This window comes from Ruminococcus sp. (assembly GCF_024691275.1).
GTDB lineage: Bacteria > Bacillota > Clostridia > Oscillospirales > Ruminococcaceae > Ruminococcus.
This window is the reverse complement of sequence record NZ_JAILNU010000019.1, coordinates 20,583-37,929: the sequence shown is the minus strand read 5'-3', so window position 1 is coordinate 37,929 and position 17,347 is coordinate 20,583. Positions and strand designations below refer to the sequence as shown.

14 protein-coding genes are annotated in these 17,347 nt (G+C 48.4%); 6 read left to right on the top strand and 8 right to left on the bottom strand.

Annotation, left to right across the window (positions count from 1 at the left end; genetic code table 11):
- The 8 genes from K6G33_RS02190 to K6G33_RS02155 form a co-directional block, all read right to left on the bottom strand.
- On the bottom strand, window positions 1–2,298 hold a 2,298-nt coding region (locus K6G33_RS02190), incomplete at its 3' end, for an ABC transporter permease (RefSeq protein WP_296775750.1).
- Window positions 2,216–2,899, bottom strand: a complete 684-nt coding sequence (locus K6G33_RS02185) for an ABC transporter ATP-binding protein (RefSeq protein ID WP_296775747.1) — start codon at window positions 2,897–2,899, stop codon at window positions 2,216–2,218. The genes K6G33_RS02190 and K6G33_RS02185, both read right to left, overlap by 83 nt.
- A 104-nt stretch (window positions 2,900–3,003) precedes the next feature.
- Window positions 3,004–3,837, bottom strand: a complete 834-nt coding sequence (locus tag K6G33_RS02180; RefSeq protein WP_296775745.1) for a sensor histidine kinase KdpD — start codon at window positions 3,835–3,837, stop codon at window positions 3,004–3,006.
- Window positions 3,837–4,493: a response regulator transcription factor gene (locus K6G33_RS02175; protein ID WP_296775742.1), complete on the bottom strand. Its 657-nt coding sequence runs from the start codon at window positions 4,491–4,493 to the stop codon at window positions 3,837–3,839. Before K6G33_RS02175 ends, K6G33_RS02180 begins: the two co-directional genes overlap by 1 nt.
- 102 nt (window positions 4,494–4,595) lie before the next feature.
- Window positions 4,596–5,348, bottom strand: coding sequence for an IS21 family transposase (gene istA, locus K6G33_RS02170; RefSeq protein ID WP_296775739.1), 753 nt, complete (start codon window positions 5,346–5,348; stop codon window positions 4,596–4,598).
- Window positions 5,349–5,765 (bottom strand): hypothetical protein, encoded by a 417-nt coding sequence (locus tag K6G33_RS02165; RefSeq protein WP_296775738.1) that lies wholly within the window; start codon window positions 5,763–5,765, stop codon window positions 5,349–5,351. It lies immediately after the preceding gene.
- 137 nt (window positions 5,766–5,902) lie between these two features.
- Entirely contained in the window at window positions 5,903–6,202 is a 300-nt protein-coding gene (locus K6G33_RS02160) for a DUF4314 domain-containing protein (RefSeq protein WP_296775736.1), read from the bottom strand.
- Window positions 6,180–7,070 (bottom strand): virulence protein, encoded by an 891-nt coding sequence (locus K6G33_RS02155; protein ID WP_296775733.1) that lies wholly within the window; start codon window positions 7,068–7,070, stop codon window positions 6,180–6,182. The genes K6G33_RS02160 and K6G33_RS02155 overlap by 23 nt, the downstream gene beginning before the upstream one ends.
- A 1,283-nt stretch (window positions 7,071–8,353) precedes the next feature.
- On the opposite strand from K6G33_RS02155, the gene K6G33_RS02150 reads away from it, so the two are divergent.
- The 6 genes from K6G33_RS02150 (at window position 8,354) to K6G33_RS02125 (ending at window position 17,269) form a co-directional block, all read left to right on the top strand.
- The gene (locus K6G33_RS02150) at window positions 8,354–10,552 is read left to right on the top strand and encodes a VapE domain-containing protein (RefSeq protein ID WP_296775730.1); all 2,199 of its coding nucleotides are present in this window, start codon (window positions 8,354–8,356) and stop codon (window positions 10,550–10,552) included.
- A 1,231-nt stretch (window positions 10,553–11,783) separates the two neighbouring features.
- Complete coding sequence (locus K6G33_RS02145) at window positions 11,784–12,305, top strand: P27 family phage terminase small subunit (protein ID WP_296775728.1); 522 nt, start codon at window positions 11,784–11,786, stop codon at window positions 12,303–12,305.
- Window positions 12,306–12,354: 49 nt separating this feature from the next.
- Entirely contained in the window at window positions 12,355–13,920 is a 1,566-nt protein-coding gene (locus K6G33_RS02140; protein WP_296775755.1) for a terminase TerL endonuclease subunit, read from the top strand.
- Between the two features lie 72 nt (window positions 13,921–13,992).
- Window positions 13,993–15,237, top strand: a complete 1,245-nt coding sequence (locus K6G33_RS02135) for a phage portal protein (protein WP_296775725.1) — start codon at window positions 13,993–13,995, stop codon at window positions 15,235–15,237.
- Entirely contained in the window at window positions 15,221–15,904 is a 684-nt protein-coding gene (locus K6G33_RS02130; protein WP_296775722.1) for a head maturation protease, ClpP-related, read from the top strand. The genes K6G33_RS02135 and K6G33_RS02130 overlap by 17 nt, the downstream gene beginning before the upstream one ends.
- Window positions 15,905–16,069: 165 nt before the next feature.
- A complete protein-coding gene (locus tag K6G33_RS02125) occupies window positions 16,070–17,269 on the top strand; it encodes a phage major capsid protein (protein ID WP_296775719.1) in 1,200 nt (399 codons plus the stop codon).
- Window positions 17,270–17,347: the final 78 nt, after the last annotated feature.

Genomic DNA, 17,347 nt, shown 5'->3' with positions numbered 1-17,347 from the left:
TACCGTATTGACGAAGTTCAGTATCCCGATAAGCGCAAGGATACCCGAAAGCGTGCCGCCCACCAGCTTTATCATCTTTATAAGATCGCCGAACTCGTTCAGATAGGTCTGCTTGCTTTTCACCATGACCTGCGAATCGCCTCTGTCCGTCATATAGCGTATCTGCGTGTCAACGTCGTCAAAGCGGTCGTCCTCGGCGTTCATCATGACCGACATGGCATTGCGGTTATCGGTCATCGTGAAATACGCGCTGTCGGGTATCATGACCTGTCCGCCGAATAAGTAGTAGCTTTGCTTGCTGAGTGCATAAGGCATTTCGCATAATGCCATGACCTCGAAGTCCTTTGTTGTACCATCGTCCATGCCGTCCCACGATGTTAGGGTCAGTGTATCGCCGACAGAATAAAGCGGTTCGCCCTTTTCGTCCTCCGCGTCGAGATAATAGGTATTGACTATGGCATATTTCCCGCTCTGCCACTTTGCAAGGTCGAGTTTGCCCTCGGTCGGCGACATCACGTTCAGCACATCGTCGGCGATGCCGTATATATCCGTAGAAATGGAGCCTTTCTCCTTCACGTTCGCTAATTCTCCGTACTCGTCCGTATCGGCGTATTTATCGCAGAGGGCGTTCAGGCGTTCAAGCGGCTCGCCGGAAAATGTAAGCTTTCCCCACTGGAAGTAGACCGGGCTTACCTCCTTTACTCCGTCGATGGAATTCAGATACCCGAGCTGTTCTGGAGTTATATTTGTACTTACGTGCCCTCTTTGAGACGAATTCTTATCGGGCATAACAACAAAATCTCCGACTACAAGGCTGCTTACGTATTTATCCATATCAATCCCTTTCAGCACCGTGAACAGCGTATTTACCAGCACCATGCTCAGCGTCAGCGACAGCACGACCACGACGGTCTTCTTTCTGCTGCGCGACATATTGTTTCTTGCGACCGAAAGCGGCGAGATGGCTCTTGTTTTCTTGTTCTTCTTTGTATGTATTTCCGTTTCGTTGTAGCGGAGCGCTTCTATCGGCGAAACGCTTCCCGCGATCCTGCAGGGCTTGCGGCAGCTTATCATGACTGTCAGAAACGTGAATGCCGCCGAGATAAGGCATATCATCAAAAGGAGCTTTGCATTGATCGTATAGCTCTCCGCCGAATAGACTATCATTGATACCATGATAGTCTTAAACAATATCTTGCCGGACAGCACACCGAGAATGAGCCCGAAAGGTATACCTATCGCACAGTACACCGCCGCCTGCATTCTCACCATTCTCCGTATCTGCTTTGAGGTCGTTCCGATCGTTTTGAGCAGTCCGTAGCTGCGGATATTTGCCGAGATATTTATATAGAATACATTATATATGATAAGATACCCTGCCGCAAAGATCACAAGCACCATCATGATACAGCCCGCGATCATACCGCCGTCAACGCTGCTCGTGGTGTATGCCCAGTTGATGCCGACATCGGGCGCATTTTCGCTGCTGCCGTACAGTCTGCTTAACAGGGCATAAGTTTTCCCCTCAATGTTCCAGCTGTTTGCATAGTTGAAATCCACCTGCCAGTAGCCTGCGTAGCGCGGATGCTCCTGCGCGTTGAACTGCTCCGTCGGTGTAGGGGCATATTTATCCGCAAAGGCTTTCGATACCCAGCAGATCTGTGCCATAGCGACCTTTTCGCCCTTCCAGAATCCGCACAGCCTGAATTTGTGCTCAGATATATCGCCGTCCACGTTCAGCGTAATGGGTACGGTCGTTCCAAGCTCCTGCGGCAGTCCCAGCGCGTCGAGTACGAGTGTGCTGACCGCTATCTCATCATAGCTTTCGGGAAGTCTGCCCGTCGTCGGTTCGCTGAATCCAGCCTTTGCCGCGTCTTCATCGCCTGCGCAGTGTATCTCCACGGAAAAGCTCCTGAAACAGTCATTCACGGCATTTCCGACGATGATGCGGTAAACCACGTCTCGGGTCGCGCTGTCGGCGCATACTTTTTCATGATCCTCGGGCAGGACATATTTCAGCCCTGCCATTCTGTCGCCGCCCACCTGCCGCATGGTCTCCTGCTGTGTGCCGTTTATCAGACTTCCGCCGATAGATGTCAGAGCGGTGAACAGGATACAGGTAAGCACAATAGAAAGAATCACCACAATGTTCATTCTGCGGTTGGCTTTCAGTTCACGAAATGCAAGTCGGTTAATGACCTTTTTATTGCTCACCTTAGTCATTCGGCTCACCGCCCTTGATGATATGACCGTCCTCGATACGAACAATGCGGTCTGCCATTTGTGCAATGGCTTCATTATGGGTAATCATAACCATAGTCTGATTAAACTTCTGCCCTGTGACTTTCAGCAGACTCAACACGTCCTGCGAAGTCTTACTATCGAGATTTCCCGTAGGCTCATCTGCAAGAACAATGGCAGGCTTGGCAGCTAATGCTCTTGCAATGGCTACTCTTTGCTGCTGACCACCCGAAAGCTGATTCGGCAGACGGTTCTGCATATCAGCAAGACCGAGTATCCCGATGACCTCGCTTACAAATTTATCGTCAACATCATTTCCGTCAAGCTGTATCGGGAACACAATATTTTCATACACATTCAGTGTCGGCACAAGGTTGAACGACTGGAACACAAAGCCTATTTTTCTTCTGCGGAAGATCGTCAGTGCCTCATCTTTCAGAGAAAAAATATCTTTGTTTTCCACATACACCTTACCGGAAGTCGGTCTGTCAAGTCCACCAAGCATATGCAGGAGCGTTGATTTACCGCTGCCCGATGTTCCGACAATCGCCGCAAATTCACCCTGTTCTACGTTCAGATTCGCGTTATCAAGCGCAGTGACCTTACTTTGTCCCTCGCCGTATATCTTTGTGAGGGCTTCTGTTTTCAGTACCGTCATGTTATCTCTCCTAAAAATATAATGCAGTGAATTTCTCCACTGCACTTATTGTAGCAGGCAATTCTTTCAAGAGCCTGTCGAGAATCTAACAGTTTTGAAAGATTTCATCTCGGCAGAAAGATTTTGAATACTGAACCGTTACCCTCTGTCGATTCCGCAGTGATATATCCGCCCTGCCCTTCAATGATCTGACGGCATAGATACAGACCGATACCCACACCGTTCTGCTCCCTGACATTTTGCCCACGATAGAACCGCCCGAAAATACGAGGCAACTCTTCCTCCGAAATACCGATGCCTTTATCTGAAATGGCTATGCAGGCGAACATTTCAAATGCGCTTACAGTTACTGCTATCTTTGTGTTTTCCGGCGAATACTTCACTGCATTGTCAAAAATATTGAAAAGCGCTTCCTGCGTCCACTTGTTGTCAAATTTGGCGGTACAGCTTTCGGGAGTGTAAGTTATCTGTATCTGCTTGTTGTCAGCTTTTGGAGTGATTTGTTCTATCGCCGACTGAATCACATGGTCAATATTGTTCTCTGTTGGTGAAAGCTGAAATGTCCCTGTTTCAAGCCGTGAAGTTTTAACGAGCGACTGTATCAGAAACTCCAGTTTTTCCGATTGATGTTGTATCTCATTCACAAGCTGTCTGGTCTGTCCGTCAAGGCTCTGCTCCTGCAAAAGCTGTGTATAAAGCAGTATATTTGAGATAGGTGTCTTGGTCTGATGTGAAATATCTGATACAAGTTCTTTCAGCCGTTTACGCTCCTGCTCAGTCTTTTGGTACGAAAGCTTTGACGATGTGAGGTATCGCAGCCACTTGGATTCCAGCTTGGAGAGCTGGGTTTCATCATAGTCCGATTCCTCAAATGAACCATTAATGCCGTCCTCCAACATTTTGTCGAGACGTTCCAGTAGTTTTTTATCCGAGAACATTATTTCGTCCTCCACGCATAGCCGATGCCATAAATAGTTTGAATATGATTGGCGGCATTTAGCTTTTTCCGAAGTCTGCCCACTGTGACGGACAGAGCATTCTCGTCTACATAGTCCGAACCGTCCGTCCATATCCTGTCTACAAGGTAATCTCTTGTCAGTGTCTGACCTCTGTTCTGTATCAGAAGCTTTAACAACTTTTGCTCGGTCTTGCTAAGTTCAACTGGCGTTCCGTTTTCAAAAAACTCCATTTTATCAAAATCGAAAGAATAGATATCATCGGAATAGCAGTTGTTTGCAGGGATATATGATTTGCACAGTACTTTGTCGAGCCTCGCTCGAAGCACCATCAAGCTGAACGGCTTAGTGATGTAATCGTCTGCACCAAGCTCTAATCCCGTTACTTCATCTGTTTCAAGGTCATTTGCCGTAAGAATGATAACAGGAGTGTCCGATGTCTGACGGAGCTTTCTTAGAAAGTCAAAACCGTTTCCGTCAGGCAAATTGATATCAAGAATGATAAGATCGGTCGGTTCGTCAGACTTGAAATCGCTGAGTTTATAAAGTTGTCTGAAAAAATAATCCGCATTTTTCAGGGCGAGAGCAATACCGTTATTCAGGGCAATATCGTCCTCTATAATCGTTATTATTTTCATTAGCTGATGCTCCTGTTCAGTAGTGATACTATTATCATAGCATATATCGGGGAGTAAATCAAGTATCAGATTTGTAATCCTGCCCCAGAATCCAATTTAACATCACTCGCTGCTATCATCATCTTCCACTTCCTTACAACTGCTGTGACGACACTGTTCATTTTCGGCGTCGCTACTGTTCAACTTCACCGGCCAAGGGTGTTCAACTGGAGCGCTATATTCAATATATTCATATGGAACAGAATAGTTCATCTTGTCAATAAAAATATGATAATTCGGAGCAACTGTTGCTATCTTCCATACTGCAAGCTCATATGGTCTTGGAGGCAGCGGAATAAGAAAAGCTCTTTCTTCTTCAAATGCAATTGCACGGCTGCCTTCACGCTTTTGAAAAGGCTTATGATTGAATTCATAAAGTTTTTCAGAAATGGCTTCATTCAATTCTGCAAGTGAAAGAAAGCGTCTGTTTCGCAGTGCTGCAAGAATAAATGTCGATATTACGCCTACTGTGCCTTCTACCATTGCTTTATCCTTTGGAGAGCGTACTCTGCATGGAAGTATCGCTGTATTGTAATGCTCAGAAAGTTCACTGTATGCACGATTGAGCTTTACTTCGTTCCTGCTGTGCTTATCCACGCCTGTTTTCAGATTATCGCACTGTATTATTTTGGCAGCTCCGCCGAAATACCTGAAGGCGTTTACATGAGCCGTAGTCCAGCATTCCTGATCCATAGAGAAGAACCCTTCAACGTAGGAATATCCGCTGTATGGGAGAGTAGCGACGAATACATATACCGGAACAGGCTCACCTGTATCTGTATCGATAATGTGAGCTGTATCGCCGGCCCAGTCCACCTACATTATCTCACCCGGTTTATGCTCAAGGTGCATAGTTGCACAGCTTTTGGCAGTGTAGTCACGATAATACTTTTTGAACTGCGTCAGCTGATATGGCAGTTCTCCGTTATTACGGCATTGCTCACAGTATTCAAGCCATAGCAGATTAAGCGTAACTCCGCTTTTCTGCATTTCATGTGACACATACTCATAGTCGGGCATCTTGTACTCCGGTTTTGCTGCATTTGCAGGAAAGAGGGTATCTGCAAGCTGCTTGTCTGACATTCCATCAGGCAGAGGATAGCTCAATCCTTGTGCAGCAGCAGTGTTCAGAACCTTGATCACTGTAGTTCTTGAACATCCGCAGGCACCTGCGATCTGTGCTTTGTTAAGTCCGAGACTGCTTAGTCTCAGAATCTCACGATAATTGGTCATTTCTATGACCTCCTTCATTAGTATTCACGCTTTTGCGTGTAACACTATTCTATCGTGAAATTGATGATTTTCGCAATCATTTTGAGCTGCTGTTCACTTCATGCGACGAAAGTGTTCATTCTTGCCGACGGCACAGTTCAACTTGTGCGGCCGAAGTGTTCATTTTGGAGCGACATATTCACATACTGCTTGCTGCATTTCGGACAGGTGAGCAAGACCTCAAATTCATCTGCGCCGGGGATCAGCGACAAACTCCCTCCATCTCGCCAGATCATGTGAATGTTACCGGCATCGTCGATAAAATCTACCTCGCCAACTGTCCCCGGCTTAATTGGATTCGGATCATCGACCATGTGGATCAAGCGAAGCATCGCGCCATGCGGGTACTTCTGGCGGAGAGCAGCTATTTCATGCTCATTCGGAAACGGTGTTTTCATCCTGCGCACCTTCTTCCGGCTGATTCAGGTTTTCAGATGATTCCGTTTTACCGTTGCGGAATGCTGAACTGCCTGTCAGATTGCGGAGCAGAATCCTCCGAGTAGCCTTGTACTCCTCACCGATCATGCCGAGCCGCAGCAGAAAGCAGCGGAAGGCGTATTTTTCGTTGACACTATCATCTGCTGTGCAGTCAGAAGTTTCTGATTTCGCAACCACACGCTTCCGCACCTTTGCAAACTCGCATAGCATCGGGATGAACTGCATATATGCTGCACTGTCTCCATCTTCAATCAGCGTGAACCACGGAAACTCAATTTTATCATCTGTGACCACAATGTCAAGACTGTCTGTATTGAGTGCGTGCTTGATAAGCGTTGACTTATTGGAGACTATCCGCCGCAAGTTGTCAAGCGCCTGATCGGTGAAGAAGGAGCGCGGCATCGAGATGGTAAGGTGCGTGGTGTCATCCGCTGCATCTTCGCCCGTATTCTCATCTGCTGGTGCGATGCTCGCATCTGTAACCACATTGTCATCTTCAGTTGTATCGTCCTCAGATGCGTACCCCACCTGTTCATCAGTCTGAACAGCAATATCTTCCTCACACTCGCTTTCCTGCGCGTTCTGAGGACTTTCAGGGAAGTCAGCAGTAAACTGATATCCTTCGCTTTCCAATGCGTTCAGGAGCGTTCTGAGGGTATCTTCTGCGCACTCTCCCGTCAGCACTGCATTCTTTCCGAGCATCATGGTGCCGATCTGATAAGCGCAACTCGGAACGCCACAGTATCTGACCTCTGCGCCCATAAGCTCGCCGATCCTGTGCGCCAGTTCTTTCCGCTGGCTCTTGTCGATGTTGAATGTGATAGTCATAACAATTTTACCTCCGTGTAATATGTTTATATCGTTCTACCGCCTGACTCCTCTGGCGGTAGTCACATATTACAATAGAATCGGAGATATAGTAAGCGGGTAAAATGTAGAAATACGAAATGGTTACTGCTTGCTTATTTGTGCATAAGAGAGAAAGAGTGTAAATATTCTATGAACATACTACTATTTTGCCCTCTCCCACGACAGTACATGAGAGGACTTGATTCAATAGATGTAAATTTTCTATGAACACACCCCCGAAACGCCCCTCTGAAATGGTATATAGTAAGGGGTGCTTGATACAGTTTCATGGCGTATATGCCATCCAACGGCTGCTTTACATCATTTTTCCGAAATCTTGTATACGATACCGAAAATTTAGCCATTTCCACGACAATATATGAGGGAACATGAAATTTTTTATCTCTCACACCCGCCATTTTTCCGTTCGCCACGACAGTATATGAAGGAGATGTTGCTCAATGAAATATTCAATCTCAACACACACCAATTTGCCCTCTCCCACACTATATAATAGAGGGGTGATGATTCACATAAGAATTTTCAGCCGTACCCTTACAGATCGCATATCCCACGACAGTATATGAGGGGCATGATGCTTATGGATATCATCATAATAAATTTTTCAAAGGTATATTGTTATTTTGCCTCCACCGCGACAATATATGAGAAACAAATTTTTGTTTCCGCGAGGGTGTAATTTGACCACTCTCACGACAGTATATGAGGAAACTATATTTTTAAATGGTTATATAGTTATATTTTCCGTGTTCCCATGACAATACATGAAAGGAGTTGTTTGAGATTTCAATTTTCACCTTCTAAAGTGCCCCCTCGAAACGGTATATAGTAGAAGGTGCTACGAAGGAAAAAGATATGTGCTTATCAAGCTGTCGATTGCTGCCATAGTAAAACCAGTTTACCGCAAATCAAATTATTTTACAGAGATACCCCTTATGAGGCCTTTCCCGGACTATATAATATACCCTCAATCTTTTTCTCATTCGATAGGTTGTAAAAATCGGGGAGTTCCATCGCACTATTGCTGTTTATATCCCCTACGCATCTATATGAAAGTTTGCCGCTTTCGTATAGGTGCTTTTTTGATGCGCTTTTTATCGCGCATACCTATATTTCTGCTCTTCTCAGGACATAGAACAGCCAACGAGCCGGAAATTTTCATCATTTCAAAAGGAGCGTGATGCTTATGAATGTGAATTCCATCACACGTCAACACACTAAAGCAAAGGAGAAGATGTCCAATGAGTAATCCCATCGTTCCCCCTATGACCGTCTATATCAGTTCGGTCAGAGAACAGAAAACCAACACAAGCTATCCGTTTAAGGTTGCTGTCACCACAGAAGCCGATCTTGCCAAAGCCGCAGCATATGATCATGTGTGCGCTCATTTTGCAGACGGTCAGAACAACAGGGGCAAGCGCATCAAGGCGTATCGCTCCAAGAAAACCTTTCTCTCGTCCAACTGCCTGCCGATGGACTGCGACAACACGAACACAAATCCACTGGAAGCTGATGTGCCGGAAAGCGACTGGAAAACGCCGGAGGATGTCAGGGCAGTGTTTCCGGGCGTGCCGTTCTATGTTGTGTACAGCCGAAACCATATGAAGGTGAAGAACGACCTGCCTGTACGTCCCCGGTTTCATGTGTACTTCCCGATTGATGAAATGAAAAATGTCGCCGCATACGAAAAGCTGAAAGCAGCGGTGCAGCGGAAGTTTCCCGCATTCGATGATAACGCTATAGACGGCGCGCGTTTCTTCTTTGGCGTGGAATCGCCCAAAGTGGAATACTTCGCAGGTGATACGCTGATCAACGATTATCTCTTTAATGCCGCCTATCTGCCCGACATCATCCCTTCCGGCTCACGCAATGCGACCATGCTGTCCTATGCAGGCAAGGTGCTGAAGCGTTTCGGGGATTCAGAGAAGGCATTCCATCTGTATACCCTTGCATCGGAACACTGCGATGTTCCGCTTGATGATTCCGAGCTTAACAGCATCTGGCATAATGCGGTGTCGTTCTATCATCGCACTGTGGAGCACGATCCGCTGTATCTTCCGCCGGAAGAGTTTGAATTGTCTGACTCGACGGTGTATGATTTTGAAGATTTATCGCCCACTTCTAAAGCTGACAACGGCGGTACTTCTAATGATGGGACAGTTGATAACATCAGCACAGGAGCAGTGCGTACTGGTGGTAAGCGGCGCAAGAAACTCATTACCAGTGACGATATTAAGTCTGCATTGAAATCAATGGGGATCACTGTGCGCCTGAATGTCATCACCGGTTATGTGGATATCACAGGTATGCCGGAGCAGTATTCTCAGTCAAATGCACCGAATACGCTGCCGATGCTCCTGACGGACTACTACTCGAAGCGGAACATTCGGGTATCCCGCCAGATTATTGATGATGCGCTTGTTCTGATCGAGGATGAAAACCGCTTCAATCCCGTCTACGATATGCTCACGGCAACCGCATGGGACGGTGTTGACCGTATCGCTGTTTTGGCAGAGATTCTCAACATCAGCGGTTCCGACGATAATAATTTAGCCCTTGATAAAGACAGCTTTCTCTACCTCCGAAAATGGCTGCATCAGTGTGTTGCAATGGCACTGAACAGCGATGAGAATCCTTACGGCGCAGACGGTGTGCTTGTTCTGCAAGCTCCGCAGGGCATGGGAAAGACGTTCTTTTTCAAAACGCTCTCTATGAAATCCGACTGGTTTGCCGAGGGTATGACGCTTGATCTGGATAACAAGGACAGCGTCATTCAGGGAACCGGAAAATGGATCACAGAGCTTGGTGAGTTGGACTCCACACTGAAGCGGGAGCAGAGCGCACTGAAAGCGTTTCTGACAGCTTCTAAGGACACTTACCGTCAGCCCTATGCGAAGGTTGCTGTCAACAAACCGCGCCGCACCAGTTTTTGTGCTACGGTCAACCCGAAGGAGTTTCTGAATGACGATACCGGAAGCCGCCGCTACTGGGTGATCCAGCCTGAAAGCATTGATGTTGAAAGGCTGAAAGAACTTGACGAAGAGTGGCTTCAGCAGCTTTGGACACAAGTATACCAGACCTTGTATCTCCCGAATCCGCAGGGCTTCCGTCTGACAGATGATGAGAGAAAACGCTTGGAAAAGCATAATGAGCAGTTCAATAAGCCTTTGACGGGTGAGCTGGAATTAAAGGATGGTCTCTTGTGGGATGCGCCGATTGACCGTTGGGGATGGAGGAAAACAGGAGATCTGATCTCACTGCTGAATCTCAGATACGTGACACCTGCTCAAATTGGAATGGTACTCACGAAATTGATGGAACAGGATGATCGCATCCGCATGAAGACACCGCACAATGTTCGGTACTATTTCCTTCCACCCAAATGGCTCGGTGAATTTAAACCGATTGAAGATCACGATGTAGGTCTTGTCCCGGATTAAATGTAAATGCAGCAACGGTAACATCTCACAGCGCATTACCTTCATCTCATCCCGCCTCAAGCGCAGAGGTTATAGGTGTTAATCTGTATTATACTCTTTATATAAAAATGTATTTAATAATAGAAGGGGATTGGAATAGAGGGTAGTTAACAGAAAAGAATAGGACTTTTATTGTAACACTTTAACAGAAGCTGTCGCTGTAGGCAGGATGAGATAACGGAAAATCCACATTCTATGCGGTTTTTAGAGACTCTATCTGTAGCGTGAATGTTGTTAAGGCTGTCTTAACCTGTTAATGCTGAAATGCTGACATGGTGTCATTTGAAGCTGATTTATGCAGTCTATTGACCAGAGCATCATGATGACAGGGCTGCGCTCACAGTCCCAATGCCGCATTTCGGCTTTCTCCTGCCTTAACCTTGCCTTAACATTTTGGGGCAAAAACGCCCAGAAGGTTAAGGTGAAAAGAGGACGTGAAGCTGGCTGTATTGTGACCTGATCCACACTCCTATTCTACCACGAACCGCAGTCCTTGTCGAGTGACCCGTTGGTTTAAAATTGGGATGGTCAGCACCGCGGTTCACAGTCTACACTGCGCTATGACAATCATCTTCTGCACCGTAACAACATGATGACCTTCTGCCCCTCACCCGATCAGCACTTGTGAACGGTTCACATCGTCTGCGGCGGTGAAGGTCAGAGGTTCAGAGGTTCAGCCCCCCACCGCAGCCACTCCGACCTCGTTTGATTTCTTTGAAAACCTTTGATTTCCGTTTGAAAAAATCAAACAAAATTCAAAGAAAATCAAAGAAAAATCAAACAAATTCAAACGTCTGCATTTCGTTAACATTTCGTTAATTACCACACCGAGGGTAGGGGCGAATATCATCGTATCTACGCGCTTTTCAAGACCGTCGCTCCCTGCCGTGTGCAAATTTCGGATTTCAAACGTCCTATTAACCCCTGCGGCAATATATCATTTCTTTCGTCAGGGAAATGTGCGGATAATCACGCTGGTACGCTGTTTATGCGGTGCGGAAATTTGCCGGATTTCGTTAATTTTTACACTGTTTTGTTTGATTTCCGCCCATGTTTTTTCAAAGAAAATCAAAGAAATCAAACGAATTCAAACGCCATGACTATCTGAAAGGATGATGCCTATGCACTGAAAACAAAGCAGAATCGTACAAAACGTAATCGCCGTATAACATGACGGCAGAAAGGAGTATCTATGGCAAAAGACGGAACCAACAGAGGCGGCGCACGCACGGGCGCTGGTAGAAAGAAAAAGCCCCTCGCTGAAAAATTGCAGGAGGGTAAAACGGCAACGGCACTGTCACTGCCGGAGAAGGATGCATTTGATGCGCCGGAGATCGAGCAGATCAAAGCATTTCTTTCCGAAGATCAGCGCATGGGAGAATTGTACGGCAGGGAGATTTTCGAGCAGATGGTCACATGGCTGCGGGAGCGAAACTGTGCGCATCTCATCAGTCCACATCTGCTGGAGCAGTACAGCATGGCAATGGCGCGGTGGATTCAACTTGAAAACGTCACAAACGAATACGGATTTGTCTCCAAGCACCCGACCACAGGCGCGATGATCGGCAGTCCGTTTGTGTCGATGGCACAGGGCTATCTCAAACAGGCGAATATGCTGTTTCAGCAGATTTTCTCCATTGTCTCCGCGAACAGCACCGAGGTTGTGACCGGCAATCCACAGGATGAGATGATGGAAAAGCTGCTAAAATTATAAGGAGCGTGATGCAGTGACAAGAAAATATGTTTATCACCCGACAAAATTTATGCTCCCAACCTCGCATTATGATAAAGAACGCGCCGATCATGCCGTGAACTTCATTCAGTGTCTGCGGCATACGAAAGGCGCGTTTTATAATCAGCCGTTCAGGCTGCTGGACTGGCAGGAAACCATCATCCGCGATCTGTTCGGAATCATCAAGGAGGACGGTACAAGGCAGTTCAAGCAAACGATCATTTTCATCCCAAAGAAAGCCGGGAAAAGCGAGCTTGCCGCCGCAGTTGCACTGTATCTGCTCTGCGCAGACGGCGAGCAGCGTGCGGAGATCTACGGCGCGGCAGCGGACAGGCAGATGGCTTCTCTTGTGTATTCTGTTGCGGGGGATATGATTAGACTTTCTCCTGCGCTCCGGAAACGCTGCAAGATTCTGGACTCCCGGAAGCGTATTGTCTATGAAACGACAAACAGCTTTTATCAGGTGCTGAGTTCCGAGGCAGACAGAGCGCACGGCGTTTCGGCGCACGGTGTGATCGTGGATGAAATCCATGTGCAGAAAAATCCAGACCTCTACAATGTGCTGACAAAAGGCTCCGGCGATGCCAGACGGCAGCCGCTGCAATTCATCATCAGCACTGCCGGGGACAACATTCACAGCATTGGGTATGAGCTGTTTCAGAAAGCGAAAGACCTGCTGGACGGGCGCAAAACCGATCCGACAATCTATCCCGTGATTTATGCCGCCGATCCGGAGGACGACTGGACAAAACCTTCCACATGGCGCAAGGCTAATCCGTCCCTCGGTATCACATTTTCGGAGGACAAGCTGAGAGAAGCGTGTGAGTCTGCAAAACAAAATCCTTCCGAAGAAAATGTATTCAAGCAGCTTCGTCTGAATATCTGGACAAAACAGGCGGTGCGCTGGATGCCAATGGAACAATGGGATAAATGTGCATTCCCTGTGGATGCGGACAAGCTGAAGGGCAGACCGTGTTATGCGGGGCTGGACTTATCCTCTACACAGGATTTGACAGCACTCGTTCTCGTATTTCCGCCGTATGGCGATGATGAAAAATACAGCATTCTTCCGTTCGCATGGGTGCCGGAGGAAACAATAGAAATCCGCAGCCGCAAAGACCATGTGAATTACCCGCTTTGGGAGAAGCAAGGGTATATTCTCAGCACCGAGGGAAATGTCGTGGACTATGAAGCCATCGAGCAGAAAATCTGGGAACTTGCGGAGGTGTACCAAATCAAAGAATTGGCGTTTGATCCGTGGAACAGTCAGATGCTTGTGAACCGTCTGATGAATGAGGGCATGATAGTGGTCAGTTTCCGGCAGGGCTTTGCAAGCATGAGCCCACCGACCAAAGAACTGATGAAAATGACACTGGAACAAAAACTTGCGCATGGCGGTCATCCGGTTCTGCGCTGGTGCATGGATAACATTGTAATACAGACCGATCCGGCAGGCAACATCAAAATCTCCAAAGCAAAAGCGCAGGAGAAGGTAGACCTTGCGGTCGCTTTGGTGATGGCACTGGACAGAGCCGTGCGCAATGATGTATCCTCCGGTGAGTCAATTTATGAAACCAGAGGACTGCTGTTTGTGTGAATGAAATGGGGGTGATTGCTATGATTGTATAAAACTTCAGCAGGATTATCAATATCGAAGGAAGATGATACAATGAATATCTTGCAAAGCATTTTCAAACGCAAAAGCAATGACCGCACAGCAAGTTCGGGCTACAGATTCTTCTTCGGGCAGTCTGCGTCAGGTACACACGTCAATGAGCGCACGGCAATGCAGATGACTGCTGTCTATGCCTGTGTGCGTGTGCTTGCGGAATCCGTGGCAAGTCTGCCGTTGCATCTGTATCGGCGCGGCACAGCTGGAAATCGGGAAAAGGCGGAGGAACATCCGCTGTTTTTTCTGCTGCATGACGAGCCGAATCCCGAAATGACAAGCTATGTGTTCCGCGAAACGCTTATGACGCACTTGTTGCTGTTCGGAAACGCCTACGCGCAGATTCTGCGGAACGGCAAGGGCGAGGTGCTTGGGCTGTATCCGCTGATGCCGAACCGAATGCGTGTGGAGCGCGATGACAGCGGCAAGCTGTTCTATCGCTACTACCGCTTTGACCGTGAACCGCCGAATCAGGAGCAGAGCCATGTCATTCTCATGCCGAAGGATGTGCTGCACATTCCGGGACTCAGTTATGACGGTCTGGTCGGCTTCAGCCCGATTGCCGCGTGCAGAAATGCAGTCGGTGCTGGACTTGCAGCAGAGACCTATTCCGGCAGATTTTTCGCCAACGGTGCGGCACCCTCCGGTGTGTTACAGCATCCGGGTCTCATTAAAAATCCAGAGCGACTGCGAGATTCATGGAACGCGGCATACGGCGGTGCAGGCAATGCCGGAAAGGTTGCAATTCTGGAAGAGGGCATGACGTTCACACCTGTTTCCATTTCGCCGCAGGATGCACAGCTTCTGGAAACACGCAAATTCACTGTTGAGGAAATATGCCGTATCTTCCGTGTGCCGCCTCATCTGGTGCAGAACCTTGACCGCGCAACCTTCAACAACATCGAGCAGATGAGCATCGACTTTGTCATGTACAGCCTGATGCCTTGGCTTGTTAGATGGGAGCAGTCAATGGCGAAGGTGCTGCTGTCTCACGATGACAAGCGGAAATTTGAGATTCGGTTCAACGTGGACGCTTTGCTGCGCGGTTCTCACAAGGAACGCTATGAGGCGTATGCTGTCGGCATCAACAACGGCTTTCTCTGCCCGAATGATGTGCGCCGGTTGGAAAATATGGATGTCATTCCGGACGGAGATATTTTCATGGTGCAGGGTGCGATGATGCCGCTGGATATGGTCGGCGCGGCGTATGCCGGAAAGGAGAATGTGAATGCCGAAAACAAGTAAACACTTCTGGAACTGGACAAAAAATGCGGATGAAAACATCCTGCATCTGAACGGCACAATCGCAGAAGAAAGCTGGTTCGAGGACGATATCACGCCCGCGCTGTTCCGGGCAGAACTGGAAACATGCAGTGCGCCGATCACCGTGTATATCAACTCGCCGGGCGGCGACTGCGTGGCTGCGGCGCAGATCTACACAATGCTGATGGACTATCCGCATGATGTCACAGTCAAGATTGACGGCATTGCGGCATCGGCTGCAAGCGTGATCGCAATGGCAGGTACAAAGGTGCTGATGAGTCCGGTGTCGATGCTGATGATCCACAATCCCGCGACCGTTGCAATGGGCGATCATACCGACATGAAAAAGGCAATTGCAATGCTCGATTCTGTGAAGGAAAGCATCATCAACGCTTACGAGAAAAAGACCGGACTGAGCCGAAAAGAGCTATCTGCGATGATGGATTCCGAAACGTGGATGGATGCCAACGAAGCTGTTGAACTCGGCTTTGCAGACGGCATTCTGGAGCGGGAAACGCAGAGAATGAGTGCAATTACTTCCTCTGTGCTGTTCTCACAGCGGAAAGCGGATGCTACACTTGTGAACAGAATGATGCGTGATGCCGTACCAGTTCAGCCGTATTATGACAGACTTGCTAAGCTGAAATAATCGGCACTACTCCTCTGATAAAGTGCGGTAGTTGGCTCTGCTGCTCTTTATATCATTCGTTGGCTCTCCGATTTCGGAGGGCTATTTTTCATGCACTGCAAAAATCTTTCCATTGCAGCGCCGTCATGTGCGCCCGACACTTTTCGGGCAGAAATGGAGCAAATTATGAAAAACTTCACCATCAATGAACTGCGTGAGAACCGTGCAAAGAGCTGGGAAGCTGCAAAAGCATTTCTGGATTCTCACCGGACCGAAAACGGCATGCTGTCTGCGGAGGACAGCGCAGTCTACGACCGCATGGAAGCGGAGATCATCGCACTCGGCAAGGAGATCGAGCGTATGGAGCGAAGTGCCGCGCTTGAAGCGGAGCTTTCCCGTCCGGTCGGTTCGCCGCTGACGAATATTCCCGGCAGCGCAATCGACACCAAGACCGGGCGTGCGTCCGATGCGTACAAGCACAGTTTCCTGACTGCGCTCCGCAGTAACTTCCGTCAGGTGAGCAATGTACTGACCGAGGGTACGGATACCTCCGGGGGGTATCTTGTACCGGACGAGTATGACGAGCGTTTGATTGAAAAGCTCGATGCGGAAAATGTGATGCGCAGTCTTGGCACGGTCATCCAGACCTCCGGCGAGCGCAAGATCAATGTCGCGGCGTCCAAGCCTGCTGCATCCTGGATCGAGGAAGGCGGCGAGCTGGTATTCTCTGATCTGCAGTTCAGCCAGATCATCCTTGATGCGTACAAGCTGTCGGTCGCTGTGAAGGTCTCCGAGGAGCTTCTTGCTGACCACTCCTACGATCTGGAGGGCTGGCTTATCAATTCCTTCTCCCGTGCGCTTGCCAACAGCGAAGAGGAAGCAATGGTCATCGGTGACGGCATCAGCAAGCCGACCGGTATTCTGACCAGCGGCGAGGTAGGTATCACGACTGCGGGTAACAAGATCGAGGCGGATGAGATCATCGATCTGATCTACAAGCTGAAGCGTCCGTACCGCACCAACGCTGTTTTCCTGACTGCGGATTCCACCCTTGCCGCCATTCGCAAGCTGAAGGACAGCACCGGGCAGTATCTGTGGCAGCCTGCGCTGACCGCCAGTGAGCCTGACTGTCTGCTCGGCTATCCCGTGTACACTTCCGCATTTGTGCCGGCTGTCGCTGCTGGTAAGCCTGTGCTTGCATTCGGCGATATGAGCTACTACAACATCGGTGATCGCGGCGTGCGTTCTTTCGCCGCACTGCATGAGCTGTATGCAGGCGTCGGTCAGGTCGCTTTCGTCTGCAAGGAGCGCGTGGATGGAAAGCTCGTTCTCCCCGAAGCTGTGCAGATCATGAAGATGAAGGGTACCGCTGCAAATAACGGCTGATGATACGCTTTTTGCAGGATGGAGGTGATGCCTATGCACCTATTATACTGCTTTTTCATGTGCCTGTCAATTGGCGAT

What these genes read in the sequence shown, in the direction of transcription:
- K6G33_RS02185 (WP_296775747.1), bottom strand. Translation starts at nt 2,899, where the DNA reads ATGACGGTACTGAAAACAGAAGCCCTCACAAAGATATACGGCGAGGGA.
- K6G33_RS02180 (WP_296775745.1), bottom strand. Translation starts at nt 3,837, where the DNA reads ATGTTCTCGGATAAAAAACTACTGGAACGTCTCGACAAAATGTTGGAG.
- K6G33_RS02175 (WP_296775742.1), bottom strand. Translation starts at nt 4,493, where the DNA reads ATGAAAATAATAACGATTATAGAGGACGATATTGCCCTGAATAACGGT.
- K6G33_RS02165 (WP_296775738.1), bottom strand. Translation starts at nt 5,765, where the DNA reads ATGACCAATTATCGTGAGATTCTGAGACTAAGCAGTCTCGGACTTAAC.
- K6G33_RS02160 (WP_296775736.1), bottom strand. Translation starts at nt 6,202, where the DNA reads ATGAAAACACCGTTTCCGAATGAGCATGAAATAGCTGCTCTCCGCCAG.
- K6G33_RS02155 (WP_296775733.1), bottom strand. Translation starts at nt 7,070, where the DNA reads ATGACTATCACATTCAACATCGACAAGAGCCAGCGGAAAGAACTGGCG.
- K6G33_RS02150 (WP_296775730.1), top strand. Translation starts at nt 8,354, where the DNA reads ATGAGTAATCCCATCGTTCCCCCTATGACCGTCTATATCAGTTCGGTC.
- K6G33_RS02145 (WP_296775728.1), top strand. Translation starts at nt 11,784, where the DNA reads ATGGCAAAAGACGGAACCAACAGAGGCGGCGCACGCACGGGCGCTGGT.
- K6G33_RS02140 (WP_296775755.1), top strand. Translation starts at nt 12,355, where the DNA reads ATGCTCCCAACCTCGCATTATGATAAAGAACGCGCCGATCATGCCGTG.
- K6G33_RS02135 (WP_296775725.1), top strand. Translation starts at nt 13,993, where the DNA reads ATGAATATCTTGCAAAGCATTTTCAAACGCAAAAGCAATGACCGCACA.
- K6G33_RS02130 (WP_296775722.1), top strand. Translation starts at nt 15,221, where the DNA reads ATGCCGAAAACAAGTAAACACTTCTGGAACTGGACAAAAAATGCGGAT.
- K6G33_RS02125 (WP_296775719.1), top strand. Translation starts at nt 16,070, where the DNA reads ATGAAAAACTTCACCATCAATGAACTGCGTGAGAACCGTGCAAAGAGC.